Source organism: Desulforhopalus sp. IMCC35007, assembly GCF_005116575.1.
Lineage (GTDB): Bacteria > Desulfobacterota > Desulfobulbia > Desulfobulbales > Desulfocapsaceae > Desulforhopalus_A.
On the sequence record NZ_SWCN01000005.1, the window covers coordinates 259,405 to 274,297 of the forward strand.

General features: G+C 48.4%; 11 protein-coding genes. 8 read left to right on the forward strand and 3 right to left on the reverse strand.

Features of this window, described 5'->3' with window-relative positions; translation table 11 throughout:
* Positions 1-152 precede the first annotated feature (152 nt).
* From FCL48_RS07760 to FCL48_RS07795, 8 genes are all read left to right on the forward strand, one after another.
* The gene (locus FCL48_RS07760; protein ID WP_136871685.1) at positions 153-515 is read left to right on the forward strand and encodes a metalloregulator ArsR/SmtB family transcription factor; all 363 of its coding nucleotides are present in this window, start codon (positions 153-155) and stop codon (positions 513-515) included.
* 11 nt (positions 516-526) lie between these two features.
* Entirely contained in the window at positions 527-1,612 is a 1,086-nt protein-coding gene (arsB, locus tag FCL48_RS07765; protein ID WP_136871686.1) for an ACR3 family arsenite efflux transporter, read from the forward strand.
* Between the two features lie 12 nt (positions 1,613-1,624).
* Entirely contained in the window at positions 1,625-2,056 is a 432-nt protein-coding gene (locus FCL48_RS07770; protein ID WP_136871687.1) for an arsenate reductase ArsC, read from the forward strand.
* Positions 2,057-2,072: 16 nt separating this feature from the next.
* Positions 2,073-2,453, forward strand: coding sequence for a rhodanese-like domain-containing protein (locus FCL48_RS07775; RefSeq protein WP_136871688.1), 381 nt, complete (start codon positions 2,073-2,075; stop codon positions 2,451-2,453).
* Positions 2,454-2,465: 12 nt separating this feature from the next.
* On the forward strand, positions 2,466-3,218 hold the full coding sequence (locus FCL48_RS07780; RefSeq protein ID WP_136871689.1) for a sulfite exporter TauE/SafE family protein: 753 nt from the start codon (positions 2,466-2,468) through the stop codon (positions 3,216-3,218).
* A gap of 146 nt (positions 3,219-3,364) precedes the next feature.
* Positions 3,365-4,645 carry a TolC family protein gene (locus FCL48_RS07785; protein ID WP_136871690.1) on the forward strand — a complete coding sequence of 427 codons (1,281 nt, stop codon included), beginning with the start codon at positions 3,365-3,367 and terminating at the stop codon, positions 4,643-4,645.
* Complete coding sequence (locus tag FCL48_RS07790; protein WP_136871691.1) at positions 4,642-5,715, forward strand: efflux RND transporter periplasmic adaptor subunit; 1,074 nt, start codon at positions 4,642-4,644, stop codon at positions 5,713-5,715. The genes FCL48_RS07785 and FCL48_RS07790 overlap by 4 nt, the downstream gene beginning before the upstream one ends.
* A 32-nt stretch (positions 5,716-5,747) precedes the next feature.
* Positions 5,748-8,807 carry an efflux RND transporter permease subunit gene (locus FCL48_RS07795; RefSeq protein ID WP_136871692.1) on the forward strand — a complete coding sequence of 1,020 codons (3,060 nt, stop codon included), beginning with the start codon at positions 5,748-5,750 and terminating at the stop codon, positions 8,805-8,807.
* A gap of 115 nt (positions 8,808-8,922) precedes the next feature.
* Here the strand turns inward: FCL48_RS07795 and FCL48_RS07800 are convergent, their stop codons facing one another.
* The 3 genes from FCL48_RS07800 to FCL48_RS07810 form a co-directional block, all read right to left on the reverse strand.
* The gene (locus FCL48_RS07800) at positions 8,923-10,647 is read right to left on the reverse strand and encodes an acyl-CoA dehydrogenase family protein (RefSeq protein WP_136871693.1); all 1,725 of its coding nucleotides are present in this window, start codon (positions 10,645-10,647) and stop codon (positions 8,923-8,925) included.
* Between the two features lie 43 nt (positions 10,648-10,690).
* A complete protein-coding gene (locus tag FCL48_RS07805) occupies positions 10,691-12,334 on the reverse strand; it encodes an acyl-CoA synthetase (RefSeq protein WP_205747665.1) in 1,644 nt (547 codons plus the stop codon).
* 75 nt (positions 12,335-12,409) lie between these two features.
* Positions 12,410-13,660 carry an acetyl-CoA C-acyltransferase gene (locus FCL48_RS07810; RefSeq protein WP_136871694.1) on the reverse strand — a complete coding sequence of 417 codons (1,251 nt, stop codon included), beginning with the start codon at positions 13,658-13,660 and terminating at the stop codon, positions 12,410-12,412.
* Positions 13,661-14,893 lie beyond the last annotated feature (1,233 nt).

Consider the following 14,893-nt stretch of genomic DNA (forward strand, 5'->3'; position numbering starts at 1 on the left):
AAATGGAAAAAGAATTTAACATTGTATAACAGACAGTTAGATTCATTCTCCTGATAGTTTGCAAAAACCACTTGCACATATCCGAATATTCGGATATATGAATTTATAGATGTTGAGCGCAACTGTAACACTTTTACAAATAGGAAGCGATTATGCAAACAGAAATACAGTTATTCAAAGCACTCTCCGACAGTACAAGGCTACGGATGCTTCTGCTGCTCCTGAGCAACGGTGAATTATGCGTCTGTGATCTGATGGAGTCCTTGGAAATTCCGCAATCAACAGCGTCCCGTCACCTCACTCTTTTACGGAGTGCTGGAATCGTTGATGGGCAACGGCGCGGTACCTGGATGTATTATCAGATAGTTGAAGATCAAGCCCTCGGTTCCGCGCTAATGCGCGCACTCAAGCAACACTGCTCAAATCTGGAAAAAGCGGTAGAAGACCAGAAAAGATGTATGGAATTTCTCTCAAAAAAAATAGATTCTCCGTGTCACAAAGCACGCAATGAATAGGAGGAATAAAAATGTCAGCAAATAAACAGCTTTCGTTTCTTGATCGCTACCTCACTCTCTGGATTTTCCTGGCCATGTTCGTCGGGGTATTTACAGGCTACCTGTATCCTCCAGTAAATGAGTTCATCAATACATTTCAGGTTGGTACCACCAATATCCCCATAGCCATCGGCTTGATTATGATGATGTACCCACCCCTTGCAAAGGTAAAATACGAAGAACTGGGCCTGGTCTTTAGAGATACAAAAGTTCTTGTACTTTCATTGGTACAGAACTGGATTATTGGCCCCGTGTTGATGTTTCTGTTGGCCATAACCTTTCTTTCCGGTCATCATGAATATATGGTCGGCCTGATCCTTATTGGTCTTGCCAGGTGTATCGCCATGGTCATTGTCTGGAACGATCTGGCAGACGGCGACACTGAGTATTGTGCGGGACTTGTTGCCTTTAATTCCATCTTCCAGGTGCTCTTTTTTTCACTCTACGCCTGGATCTTTATTACCGTCGTACCGGCATGGTTCGGTTTTGCGGGCACTGTGGTCAATATCTCCATCGGGGAAATCGCCAAATCGGTCTTTATCTACTTAGGAATACCCTTCATAGGCGGGATGGTGACTCGTTTGATAGGCTTGAGAACCAAGGGTAAGGAGTGGTACGAGACAGTCTTTATTCCGAAAATATCACCACTAACCCTTATATTTCTGCTCTTTACCATACTGGTGATGTTCGCTTTAAAAGGTGAGTACATCGTCCAGCTACCTTTTGACGTGTTGCGTATTGCTGTGCCGCTGACCATCTATTTCCTCGTTATGTTTCTCGTCTCCTTCGTTCTTTCCATGAAGGTTGGGGCAACGTATGAACAAACTGTAACGCTCAGCTTTACCGCCGCATCAAACAATTTTGAACTGGCTATTGCCGTGGCGATTGCAGTTTTTGGCATCAATTCCGGCGTAGCATTTGCGGCTGTTATTGGTCCGCTCGTGGAGGTGCCTGTACTGATTGCACTGGTTAACGTGGCCCTCCGTTTCCGAACCAAATATTTTCCCCACGTACAGAACACCGTCACCGGCGTTTGTCACGTGAGAAAACCACAATAATGAGAAGGTATCATGGGTACAAAAACAACAATTCTCTTTCTCTGTACCGGGAACTCCTGCAGGAGTCAGATGGCAGAAGGCTGGGCAAAGGTGCTGAAAAAAGATCAGCTTGAGGTCTGGTCCGCCGGTATAAAAAAGCATGGCCTCAACCCTTTGGCAGTACAGGCCATGGCTGAGGCCGGTGTCGATATTTCAAAACAGGAATCTCAGCTGATTAATGAATTGCCGATCAAGGAATTTGACTGGGTTATAACCCTCTGCGGTCATGCAGATGAAACATGCCCCTTCTTTCCCGGCAAAAGGGTTCATGTCGGTTTTGATGATCCACCAAAGCTTGCCGAACAAGGCGCCAATGATGAAGAAAAACTCGTCCATTACAGGAGAGTTCGAGACGAGATTAAGGCATTCATCCTTTCTCTTCCCGACTTTCTCGAAAATAAATAACAGTATAGGAACGACCATGAACGAACTTGACGAAACACTTACAGAAATGAACTTTGATTTCCTTGGAAACGGCGATCACGCAATGAGTGTAGATGGGATGCGTAAAACCCTTGGCAATGAGCACTTCGTTTTTCTTGATGTACGTACTGACAAAGAAAAAGAGTATAGTGGATTTCCTTTTGCAATCCACATCCCTCTGCATGAGCTCCCCGGCCGGTTGGCTGAACTGCCAAAAGATAAATGTATCGTTGCCTTCTGCTCCTCCATTTTCAGAGGTGCAGTCGCATACACCTATCTCCGTGCAAATGGTTTTGACGAGGTGAAAGGTGTGGCGGCCACCATGGAAGAGATGATCGGCGCATTCAAGCCCGGTCCACTTGCAAAAATGCAGGCGTAATACGAGTTTACCATGGACTCTTCATTACTCGCCATTAGTGGCATGTCCTTTATTTTAAGTTTTATCTTTGCCCTTGGTGGGGTCGGTTCTGCTCTTGTGCTGATCCCGGCCCTCACCTGGATCGGTTTGCCATTTGCACAGGCAAGATCTATCGGACTGTTTGTCAACGGGGTAAGCATGATGGGCGCAACCTGGTCGAATATTAGACAAAAACGCCTTGATTTCCGTTTGGGGCTGCCAATTATAATAGCCTCCATCATACTTGCTCCGGTGGGTGCCTGGGTTGGATTACATGCTCCTGTTGACTATGTAATGTACGCTTTTGTCACCTTCCTGAGCTTTTCCGGGCTCATGATCCTGTTTTTCAACGGTTCAAAATTTAAAGATCAATACCGGGAAGACAGGCCGGTTACGGGTCCTTTGCTCACAGGAGTCAGTTCCGGTTTTCTCTCTGGTTTACTCGGCGTGGGTGGTGGCGGCTTGATCTCACCGCTTATGATCCTCCAGGGATTCAACCCCAAAAAGGTAACTACGGTGACAGCCTTTGCAGTGCCGTTTTCCTCGTTTACAGCCTTTCTCGCCTATGCAAGCATGGGTTCCGTTCACTGGAATACCTTGTTTTTTGCTGGTGCTGCAGCCTGGGCAGGGGGCTATCTCGGTACAATTGTTATGCAGAAAAATATGCGCCCGGCCGCGGTACGGAAATTTCTTGGTTGCATGCTTCTGCTGCTGGCAGCCCGCATGATACAGAAGATGGTAATGTAAGCGAGACGTAAAACCTTCACCAACATACTCCTCCTTTTTTGCACGTACAAAAAAGGAGGAAATAGATGGAAACATGAGTAGGTGGACCAGGAACTGCTCTCAGTAAAGAATTTCCTGTAGAACATCAAATAACCAAAGGAGGCCGCATGAAAATTACGGCATATATAGTCATGGTATTGCTCTGCTTTGTCACTCCTGCAAGAGCAATGACCATGGCAGATCTTTTTGCGGCATTGAGGGAGCAGCCAGTCACAAAGCTCGACACCCTGCAGGCCCACGACTCAGCACTGGGGGTGCAGGCGGTTCATGACCGTTTTTATCCGGTACTTAGTGGTGTTATGAGTTACGAGAAGTATAACTCTCCAACGAATTTGCGACCCGTAACCCCCACAGAGTCTGCACTATTGCTGGCAAGTGATGGTTCTCTCCCATTTAGTGAAACTATCAGCCGGATCGGGGTTTCAATGTCCATGCCCATATTTACAAAAGAGTTGTTTTCTCTGAGTAAGCAGGCGGCGAGCATCTCTGACAGTGCTCAGGTGAAGAAACGGATAAGCCTGCTTGAACGTCAGGCCCTGCTCGTCGGTGCCGACGCCAACCTGATGCACCTCGATTCCTTAACAAAAGCCCTGACGTCAAGGAAAGCCTCCCTGAAAAAAACCTGGGATGACATCAGTCTTCAGGTCGCAACAGGACGGCTGCCAGAGACTGAAAAAATTCAGTTGGACGAAGCTATAAATCAGATTGACCTTACTTTTCTCCAGACCTCGCAACAAGAGAGTGAGCTTCGCAAAAATATTGAATCACTCACAGGTCTTTTTCTAGAGGAACCGGCTCCCTTGCAGGTAAACGGCGCTCTGGACGAGGGTGAATTATTTGCGCTCCAACCACTGCAGAAAAATATTGAGGCCCGCGAGTTTGGAGTTCAGGCGGCAAAAGACAAGCTCTATCCCGCCATTGTCGGCACTGCCCAATGGTTTCATAACTACGGTGAAGCGTACAATACCGGGGATGACGTGGATAACGAATACGGTGTTCTTGCGCTAACCCTGCAGATGCCTCTTTTTAACAAACCGGCCTACACGGCAATACAACGTGCCAAGGTACAATTGCGCCGGGAAAAAATGAGCTTTGCCAGGACAAAGATTGACCTGGAGGCAAAGGCGAGAAACCTGAACACAACCCTGAACCTTCTTGGTCAGTCAAAAGAGTTGGCGCAAAACAGTGTCAAACATCAACGTGAGCTGCTGAAAGTAGCAAAGGTTTCATACGCCAGTAGAAGGATGGCCCAGGAAGAATACTTACGTTTCGAGGAAAAAGTATTAACGGCTGAGGCGAATTATTATCTGACCGAAGCGCGCTGGTGGGAGACTTTTGTCTCCCTGGCGGTGCTGTACGGAAACAATCTGGACGAGTTGATTCAATGAAAAAAATTATATGGTTATTAATTGCAGTACTACTTATCGGCGGAGCAGTCGTGCTGGTCAAAAAAAAGAGACAGGCCATGGCAGACATCCCACCCATGAAGCTCTATCATCAGGTCGTTGAGGTCATGACCCCGACAATCGATGATATTGTCCTCACCCTGCCTGCCCTCTCGGAGGTTAAAAGCGACCAGGACGTCGAGCTTTCCTCCAAACTTTCTGCGCGGATTACCAGTATGGTAAAAAGTGGCGACACCGTGAAGAAAGGTCAGGTGGTAGCAACTCTTGATCATGCGGATCTGCTTGCCAAAAAAGAGGCCATAGTCCTGCAGGTGGCATCCCTTGAGGCTGAAATTACCGCTCAAAAAATTGCTTTGGACGCTGCCCTTCAAAGCCATAAGCGCACCAAGGTTCTGCTCGATGCCCGGGGGGCCTCTGTTGAACAATATGATAGCGAAGCGAGCAAGATTGCTTCCCTTGAGGCGGGCCTCAAGGGGCTGAGTGGTCAAGAAGGCATCTTAAAACAAAATAGCAAAGAGGTCGAAAATCTTCTCAGCTATGCGGTAATCCTCTCTCCCATAGATGGAGCTGTGAGTTCGACATCTGCCAATGTTGGTGTGATTGCCATGCCCGGAAAACCCTTGCTTTCAATCCAGGCGGACAGCGGTAAGTACCTTCTCATACGCACCACGGGTGATATGTTGCCAACCGAGGTTATTTTTGAGGGCCTGCATCACCCACTCTTACCACTCAACCACACCTATAAGGGCCTGGATGAATACCGAGCCGATGTAGAAACCAAAAGCAGCTCCGGAGAGCGTCTGCCGGTACGATTGGTTGTTTACAAAGGGGCGGGAACTATGATCCCCCTGTCAGCACTGTTGCAGAAAGAGGGACAGAATCTGTGTTTTATCCCTGAAGGGGAAAAGGCCATTCCGGTACCTGTCAAGGTTATCGCCAGCGGTACCGAAGGTGTGGTTGTTGAAGGCTTACAGGCCAGTCAGATCATTGTTGCCAAGCCTGATATCTTGCTGAAACTGCTGGCCGGAACCCCGATTACTGTTAAAAAATAACTTTATACACCCTCTGCCTGTTGGATAAAACTATGTTTGGTTTTTTTTATAAACGGCCACACCTGCTGTTTTCCATTATTGCGCTGCTCTTTGTCTTAGGCGTTATTGGCCTAATCACTATGCCGAAGAACCTCTTCCCCGATGCCGACCGTCCCCAGGTTATCGTTATTACCCAGGTACCTGGATCAACGGCCGAAGTCGCTGCCAGTACAGTCTCCAAACCCATAGAAAATGAAATTGCCCGCTTAAGTGAGGTGCGTGAGATCAGCTCAGTCAACGTGGCCAACTTCTCCATCGTCAAGGCAGAGTTTGAATACACGAAGGGACTCAATGCTGCTGCCGTGGATGTGGCCAATGCTCTGTCCATTGCCCGTGCCAACCTACCAGCCAGTGCCAATCCGGCGGTATATACTGCCGGTTCGTTTACTCTGCCGGTCGAGGTGGTGGCCTTAAGCCCTAAGAGCGATCTCATCAATCTCGCCGATATTCGTAAGATTGCCGATTCTTTTATCAAACCGGCCTTGCTGGCAAATCCCGGGATAGGCAATGTCGAGGTCTTCGGAGGCCACCAGAGCGCTTTTGTCATTGAGATTGATCCGCTGCGTCTGCAACGCTATGGACTTACCGTCGATGGCCTGGCAAAAACCATTATGGCTGCCAACCAGAATGTCCCGCTTGGTTTTGTCAAAGGTACTGACGGATTCTTCACCCTTACCTATTATGGTGAGCAGACCAGTGTCACGGCGCTGTCCGGCCTGAGAGTCTCGCCCAACCTCAGATTGAGCGATGTCGCCGACATCCAGTGGTCTACCCAGAAACGATTTTCCGGATATATAGGAAACGGTAAAGGGGCTATAGCTCTGGCTATCCAACGTTCCCCCGGTGGATCGGTCCTGAGTGTGAGTGACACGGCCAGGGCAGAGCTTGAAAAACTAAAAGGGCAGTACCCAAACATAGATTTTCAGATTACCGACACCCAACGCAACCTGATCGAGACCGCAAATGATAATATGCTGGAGGCCCTCCGTGACGCGATTATCTATACCCTGCTGGTACTCCTCTTTTTTCTTGGGAATTTCAGGGCAATTCTTGCCGCAGGACTCTCCATCCCTCTGGTCTTTTTTTCGACTATGGCCGTGATCTTTCTTTTGGGTGGCGAACTGAATATCGTTGTTTATACAGCCATCATTTTAGCTCTTGGGATGCTGGTCGATGATGCGGTGGTGGTGCTGGAAAACATCGAACGCCATCTGGGGGAAATGCACGAGGATCTTGCAACCGCCATAGAACAGGGGACAAAAGAAGTAATTGCGCCTATCTTTGCAGGTACCGTGGCCACCATTGCCGTTATGTTTCCCCTTTTGTTTGTAGGTGATTTCCCCGAGCGTATCTTCAGACCCCTGATTGAGACGCTGATCGTTGCCCTTCTGGTTTCATATTTTCTATCCATCACCTTTATCCCTAAGCTGTCGATCTACCTCTATCGCAAAGGCATTAAAAAGAACCGGGTGGAGCTCTTTTTTGAGTCCTTTTATGAAAAAACTGTCGGCCGTCTTGTTGCACCCTATGAAGGCGTTCTGCATTTCTCCAATGGCCGTTTCTCCAAGGTGAGAAAGCTTGTTTTAACCCTGGGAGTGCTGGCCGTTCTGGTTCTGAGTCTGAAAAATGTGATGCCAATTATCGGAAAAGACGTGATGCCGCCTATGGATACCGGAATCGTAAAGGTCCATGTGGCTTTTTCTGCCAACGATACGGTTGAAAGTGCGGAAGAACGCATTGCACCTTTTCTTACCTGGCTCCATAGCCAGGAAGAGGTGGCAATGAGTTCGGTTGCCTTTGGTGGTGAAGCGGGGGTCTTGTCACTGGGGAGTGGAAACCTGCCGGCTGAAGCAACATTTACGGTGAACTGTGTCAACCGCTTTGAACGAACCAAGAGTCTCTGGCAGATTGAAGATGAGATTCGTGACCGGCTCAATACAATTCCGGGAATCAAGAGTGTCGATGTCTACGACTTTGGTGCAACCGCCTTGTCCTCAATAAAGGCACCCCTTGACGTACGGCTTATGGCCCCGGATTATCGCGATCTTCCCGAAATGGGGCACAAGATTGCAGGTGCTCTTGGCGGTATTAAAGGCCTTACCAGCATGTCTCTGTCCTGGGATCAGGATTTTAATGAAGCCGAGGTGGTCATAGATACCAATAAAGCCCTCAGCTATGGTTTGAGCCCTTTTGCCATTGCAGGTCAGATCCCCATAAAAGGTCAGATTGTCTCACTGCTTGGTAATTTCACCACCATGAACACTCAGCCGGTGCGGCTCTATCTCAAGGGTGAATTCAACGCCAACCTGCAGAGCCTGCGCCTGCTTCCCATCGAAACAGGCGATGGTAATAGTGTTCCCTTAGAGGCTGTGGCCGATATCCACCAACAGCTGACTGCCGCAAAGATCGAGCGGGACCGGATGCTCTACAGTCTTGATATCAGCGGCTATCGCAGCCAGCGTCCTATTACACACATTACCTCCGATGCTGATGCCATCCTCGAGGGAATCGATACAAGTGGTGTCATCGTCAGCCAGGAGGGTGATATTGCCCAACTCAACGACTCATTTAAACGAATGATGAAGGCCATAGGAACAGGTATTATTATTCTGATCATGGCGCTCATCGCCATCTACCGGTCAGTACGTTTGTCTCTGGTGATGGTCGTCGTGCTGCCGCTTTCCATGATTGGGGCTTCCTGGGGAATGTTACTCTTTGGCAAGCCAAGTTGTATGCCATCCATGGTGGGTATACTGCTGCTCTTTGGTATTATAATTAAAAACTCAATTTTACTGATCGATTTTTATCAGCATTACAGGAAAAAAGAGAGAGCCTTTGAATCGGCCCTTGAGTCGGTGCGGGTCCGTTTTCGCCCGGTCATGATGACCGCCTTTGGCACCATTGCCGGCATGATTCCCATTGCCCTGGAACAGGCAGTAGGTCTGGAGCGCCTTTCACCACTTGCCGATGTTGCCGTGGGAGGACTCATTATCGGAACCCTGCTGACTCTCATCTATGTACCGATGTTTGCCTATGGCTTAGATAAGCGATAAATGACCTCCATGTTTTTTTGTGAGGTGGGTGCCGATACCCACCTCGCGGCCAAGGAGAGAATTACGGCAAAAATCAAAAAATTGTACAGCTTGCCGTAATTCTATGTTGCTGGGTTTAGAAGATATATTTTTCTGACTGACAGGTGGCATCAGCGATGAAACGCTTTGCCGCCAGCAGGCCATGAGCCTTGTGATTGGTTATGTTTTCAATTGCCTTCAAGGGTGTATTTTGATCGATGAACGCTGCACATTTTTCGGCACCATTGACAAATTGCTGCTTTGCCCTGAACGTGCAAATTGTGACTACTGCCCGATACAGCTCCTGCTTATTTCCTGTTGCGGTTATAGATGATTTCTCGGCACGCAATACGACACTTTCCAGAGCAAAGATCTGAATCACCATGTCGGCCAGAGTGAGCAGGATTTCCTGTTCACCTACCGCCTTAGAACCGAACTTTTCCCCCGTAAGATCGGCTAGTGTCAGGTACAACTTTTTCATCCCTTGCAGCAGTTTTCTCTCCACCTCAAAAACTCCTTGAACCGTGTTTTCAAAATCTGGGTCCAGTAATTTTTCGCTGATTCCTTTGCGGAGTAAAAGTCCAGGGATAAGCAGGCGGTTGATTTCGTTGGTCCCTTCATAAATTCGTTGAACCCGTTCATCACGATACAGCTGCTCGATCGGATATTCAGCCATGTACCCATATCCGCCATGAACCTGCAGCATTTCATCAATTGCTTTTGCAGCCGATTCGGTGCAGAAAACCTTTACCATGGCACATTCGGCTGCATATTCCTCAATACCCCTCTGGTATTCGATGTAATAGTTATCAATACCTTTATCGAGGTGCGCCAGACGATCATCGATCAATCCCGCAAGCCTATATACCATTGATTCGGAGGCGAAGGTCAAGGCCGTCACATCGGCCAGTTTTTCCCGGATGGCACCAAAACTGCTTATCGGCACATTAAACTGGTTACGTTCGTTGGCATAACGAGCGGCTTCTGACAGGGCGTATTTTTCCTGGCCCACACAGAGCGCTCCTAACTTAAAACGACCCACATTTAATACATTGAAGGCAATCTTATGCCCCTTGCCGACATCACCCAAGACATTTTCCATCGGTACATGCACGTTTTCCAGGATAACCTGGCGGGTGGATGAGCCGTGCAGGCCCATCTTCTTTTCCTCCTGGCCAAGTCCCAGGCCGGCAAATTTACGCTCTACCAGAAAAGCGGTGAAATGCAGTTTGTCGACCTTGGCAAAAATGGTATAGAGGTCGGCAAAACCGGCGTTGGTACTGAATTGTTTGGTGCCGTTAAGGATGTAATGTTTGCCGTCATCAGAGAGAGTTGCCGAAGTTTTCGCCCCGAGAGCATCTGAGCCCGAGCCAGGTTCGGTCAGGCAGTAGGCACCGATCATTTCAGCACTGATGAGTTTACCCAGATAGCGTTCTTTCTGTTCGGTGGTTCCATAATATATCAGCGGCAGCATGCCGATTCCGGTATGGGCCATATAGGTGAGGCCAAAATTGAGGGCAAAGGCCATTTTTTCCATCACCAGCATACTGGTAACCTTATCGAGTTCCAGGCCTCCATAATTTTCCGGTGCATCGATCATCATCAGGCCGAGCGACGCGCATTCTTTCATCTTTTCAAGCACAAGATCGAAATTTTTCGCCTCAATATCATCATTGATCGGCCAGATTTCATTGATCACAAATTGTTCGGTGGTTTCAGCAATCTGCTTATGTTCATCTGTGAAACTTTCCGGAATGAAGATCTCTCGACAATCGATATTTGTGATCAGGAAATCGCCACCTTTACGTATATGTTTTGCCATGATCGTTCCTCTTTACATATCCTGTCAGTTTGAGGTGTGGTGATTACCGGAAAATACCTTTGTACGATTCCCGCATTTCTCGTTTGAGAATTTTTCCAGTAGGTGTTTTGGGGAGAGCATCTACAAAAATAATCTTTTTCGGAACCTTGAAAGAAGACAGATTCTTTTTACAGTGTTCCATCAGCTCTGCCTCCGTAACGGTGGTTCCTGCTTTCCTTTTAATCACTGCAGTTACAGCCTCTACCCATTGCGGATGGTTTACACCGACTACGGCTACCTCTTCTACGGCTGGATGCAGGTAAACAGCTTCTTCGACCTCCCTGGACGCAACATTTTCACCGCCCGTTTTGATCATGTCTTTTATCCGATCGACTACGGTGATGTAGCGGTCCTCATCAAGAACACCCAGATCGCCGGAATGGAACCAGCCGCCCTTCATTGCAGCCTCGGTCTTGTCCGGTTCTTTGAAGTACATGGTCATTGCATGGGGGCCACGGCCGCAAATCTCTCCTGTTGTATCCACAGCAGAAATTTCATCACCTGCTTCGTTTTCAATCCGGGATTCCATGTGCAGTCCACCCATTCCGGCTGAGCCGATTTTTGCCATGGCATCTTCGGCTTTAAGAATGGTGTGATAGGGGGCGAGCTCAGTCTGACCATAATAGTTGTACACTCCGGCTTTGGGGAATTTTTCGAGGAGTTCCTTGAGAATTTCCCGTGGCATGATGGAGGCGCCGTAATAACATTTTACCAGGCTGGATAAATCATAACGGCCAAAATCCGGATGCCGAAGCATGCCGATCCAGACCGTTGGCGGGGCAAAGAACATGGTTGCTTTCCAGGCCTCTATGGCGGCCAGGATTTTGCCGATATCCGGACTCATGAGAATATTTGTGCCACCAAGCCAGAATATCGGGTTTAAAAACACGTCCCGTTGCGCGCAGTGGTAAATGGGCAAGGCGTTGATATTGATATCACTATGGTCGTATTTTCCGTCGATTATGCAACCCATATACTGGGCAATGAGGGACTGGTTGCTGATGAGTACAGCTTTCGGTAGGGATTCTGTGCCGCTGGTATAGGTCATCTGCACCGGATCTTCGATGCGCAGGATGACATCGGGTTCTGCCTTCGGTGCCGCTCTGTACCAGTCATTAAAGTCGATAAAACCGTCAATCGGCACCTGCCCAGCTCCCTGATTCGACCAGATCAGCTGTTTAATCCCCGGCAGCCTGCCCAGTACTCCTTTGACATTATCGTAAAGGCTGTCCTCAACAATAAATACGGTACTTTCAGAATGGTTGAGACAGTAGGCGATGTCGTCGTCTTTTAAGAGGTAATTGACCGCCAGGTAAATCGCTCCGATCTTGGCGCAACCAAGCCAGGTGATGACATGATGGTGGGTATTGTGGGCCAGGATTGCCACCCGGTCATATTTTTTGACGCCCAGGTCGATCAGGGCGTTGGCCACCTGATTGCATTGCTCTTCCAGTTGGCTATAGGTCAGACGTATCTCGTCAAACACCAGGGCGGTTTTTTCAGGGTGATGATAGCTGGTCCGGCGGATCATGTCGGCGATGACCCACCTGTTGATCCGGTTATTCCGGTTCATGATAAAATCGATGTTTTCCTGGTTGATGGTACTGTACCGAAGCTTGTCTTGTTCCGATAAAGGTTCGTGCATCATGGTAATACCCTCCAGAAAGAAAGATTGAGAAAACCTGTTGCTTTTCTGTTACCGGATCTGATCTGGATATCCGGCCTAGATCATTTCAATCGCACATGCCATAGATACTCCTCCACCGCCGCACAGGGTGGCCAGTCCCAATGATTTTCCTCGATTTTTCATCGCATACATCAGGGTAACCATGATCCGGGCGCCGGTTGAACCCACCGGATGCCCCAGACCGATCCCTGAACCGTTAACGTTGGTAATGTCCCGGTTCAGGCCTAACTCTTTTTCGCATCCCAGATACTGGGCGGCAAAGGCCTCGTTAACCTCGATAAGCTCAAAATCCTTCAGCGCTAAACCTGAAGATTTGAGGAGGTTGCGGACAGCCGGGACCGGTGATAGACCCATAACCGATGGATGGCAGGCACCTCTGGCCACAGCCTTGATCCTGGCTATGGGGTGTACCCCGAGTTCTTTGGCCTTGTCTGCCGACATAATGACCATGCCGGTTGATCCGTCGTTGATACCGCTGGAGTTTCCTGCAGTTACCGTGCCGATTTCCGGCACAAAGGCCAGCGGCAGTTTGCGCAGGATATCCATGGTCATGCCGGGCCGGAAATGTTCGTCTTTATCAAAGATAACAGGGGATTTCTTTTTCTGGGGAACCTCCACCGGGACGATCTCATCGGCAAAGGAACCGTCCAGGGTGGCTCGTTCTACTTCATTGTGACTGCGCAGGGCGACTTCGTCCATCTCTTCTCTTGTGATACCAAGGTGCTGAGCGATGAACTCGGCTGTCTGGCCCATGATGTAGGGTTTACCGACGAACATGCTGAGCGGTGGTTTTGTTGCATCCACCGGACCATCTTCGGGGTGGGGGATGATATGGGAGCCGCAGTGGAGGGCATGAATTAAATTATCGACAAATGCCTGGTCCTGCAGGCGACAGCCCCATCTTGCTGCTGGAACCGAGTAGGGGACACTGGACATATGCTCTGTACCTCCAGCCAGGATGATATCGGCCATTCCTGCCTGGATCATAGCCATGCCTGAGATGACAGCCTCCATGCCCGAGATACAAACCCGGTTTATGGTGACGGATGTCACTGTTTCCGGGATTTCCGCAAGGAGCGATGCGACTCTGGTAACATTCAATGTATCGGCCGATTCCATACAACAGCCATAGCGAACATCATCAATGAGCACCGGGTCTATTCCGGCCCGGCGGACAGCTTCTTTCATGGTGATACTGCCGAGAATGGCGCCGTTCAAGTCACGGAGGGTTCCACCGAAAGCGCCGATAGCAGTCCTGCATCCAGATACAATGACAACATCTTTCATGGTTGTAGTCCTTTTAACGTAACGTTTGAATTATCTTTTGATTCCATTGAAAATCAGGTCAATGATAATTTTGCAGCATCATTGTTGATATTGTCTCGTTAAAATTGACCCGATTCTGACCAGAATGTTTGGTAGTTCTTGGTTATGGCCTGTAAATGACAGCATCATTTAAAACCTCGTCGCAGATTGGTACCTGCCGGTAAATCACGTTTTTTACGAAAAGAGGTACTTGCAAGCAGCGTGTTCATCACTTTTAGCTTGGTTGTCGCACAACAACCTTGTGGTTATTGTGGAAAAATCTGTTTTAAAATCTGAACAGAGGATATGAAATATTTTCCCTTATTTTTTATACCTGAATGTAACTATATAATCAATATTCCACTTGTTTTACACAGGTAATCCCTCATTGCAGGAAAATAGCTGGGCGCTCTTCTATATTGGTATTCACAGAAGTGATTTTTCTCAGCAGATCGTCCTATAATCCCACAATATTCAATGTCCGGTAATCAACCACCACTACGAATTTTCGTGCGTGATTTTCTGTGATCTTTGGCCTTGGCCGGGATGGAGTGTGTAATGCACCACAATCGTATCAGCGCGAGGGCCGACACACTCCCGACAGGGGACATGCTGTCCCTCCGCGACATCACAGGAGGAAACAACACGGTCTGACAACAAAACTCCTGATATGGTTAACACTGTCAATACAAAACAAGAATCCATTGCCTCTTTTTCATTGCAGTACCAATGCTTGCAACGAGGATAATTATTTTCTTCTAGTTCATGACCAGAGACGGGGTCATAGTGTAACGACGGTTGATCAATCTGATATGCGCGGGTTGGGTACCGAATGAATTGGCTTCGTCGTGGAGCTACCTCTATCTATAAGCGGGAGTTTCAGCTGTTATGCGTATTCCTGTAGGAGATTCGAGGATTCTCCAATCCGTGACCGCGCCTCTGGCAATGAACTGGTAAGACTGTCTTATTTTCTCAATAATCCTCCCTGGGTATATATTATGAAAAATTCATTGAGTTATCTGGTTTAGCTCTTTTGTTTGAGCCCCGCCGGAGGTGCTCCTCCGCATCGCCACTTTCAGGTTGAGCACTGAGTGGTTGGGGTGTCAAGGTTGCGAGGAACGAAGCACCCGTAGGGCTTGACCTTTACGCCCCAACCACTCAATGCTAGCGGTGATCAAGAGTCAGGCCGCCTTGGAAAGCTCCCTTGCAATTGCC

Excerpts from the sequence above, each read along its gene's own strand:
- FCL48_RS07760 (WP_136871685.1), top strand. The coding sequence starts at position 153 with ATGCAAACAGAAATACAGTTATTCAAAGCACTCTCCGACAGTACAAGG.
- arsB (WP_136871686.1), top strand. The coding sequence starts at position 527 with ATGTCAGCAAATAAACAGCTTTCGTTTCTTGATCGCTACCTCACTCTC.
- FCL48_RS07770 (WP_136871687.1), top strand. The coding sequence starts at position 1,625 with ATGGGTACAAAAACAACAATTCTCTTTCTCTGTACCGGGAACTCCTGC.
- FCL48_RS07775 (WP_136871688.1), top strand. The coding sequence starts at position 2,073 with ATGAACGAACTTGACGAAACACTTACAGAAATGAACTTTGATTTCCTT.
- FCL48_RS07780 (WP_136871689.1), top strand. The coding sequence starts at position 2,466 with ATGGACTCTTCATTACTCGCCATTAGTGGCATGTCCTTTATTTTAAGT.
- FCL48_RS07785 (WP_136871690.1), top strand. The coding sequence starts at position 3,365 with ATGAAAATTACGGCATATATAGTCATGGTATTGCTCTGCTTTGTCACT.
- FCL48_RS07790 (WP_136871691.1), top strand. The coding sequence starts at position 4,642 with ATGAAAAAAATTATATGGTTATTAATTGCAGTACTACTTATCGGCGGA.
- FCL48_RS07795 (WP_136871692.1), top strand. The coding sequence starts at position 5,748 with ATGTTTGGTTTTTTTTATAAACGGCCACACCTGCTGTTTTCCATTATT.
- FCL48_RS07800 (WP_136871693.1), bottom strand. The coding sequence starts at position 10,647 with ATGGCAAAACATATACGTAAAGGTGGCGATTTCCTGATCACAAATATC.
- FCL48_RS07805 (WP_205747665.1), bottom strand. The coding sequence starts at position 12,334 with ATGATGCACGAACCTTTATCGGAACAAGACAAGCTTCGGTACAGTACC.
- FCL48_RS07810 (WP_136871694.1), bottom strand. The coding sequence starts at position 13,660 with ATGAAAGATGTTGTCATTGTATCTGGATGCAGGACTGCTATCGGCGCT.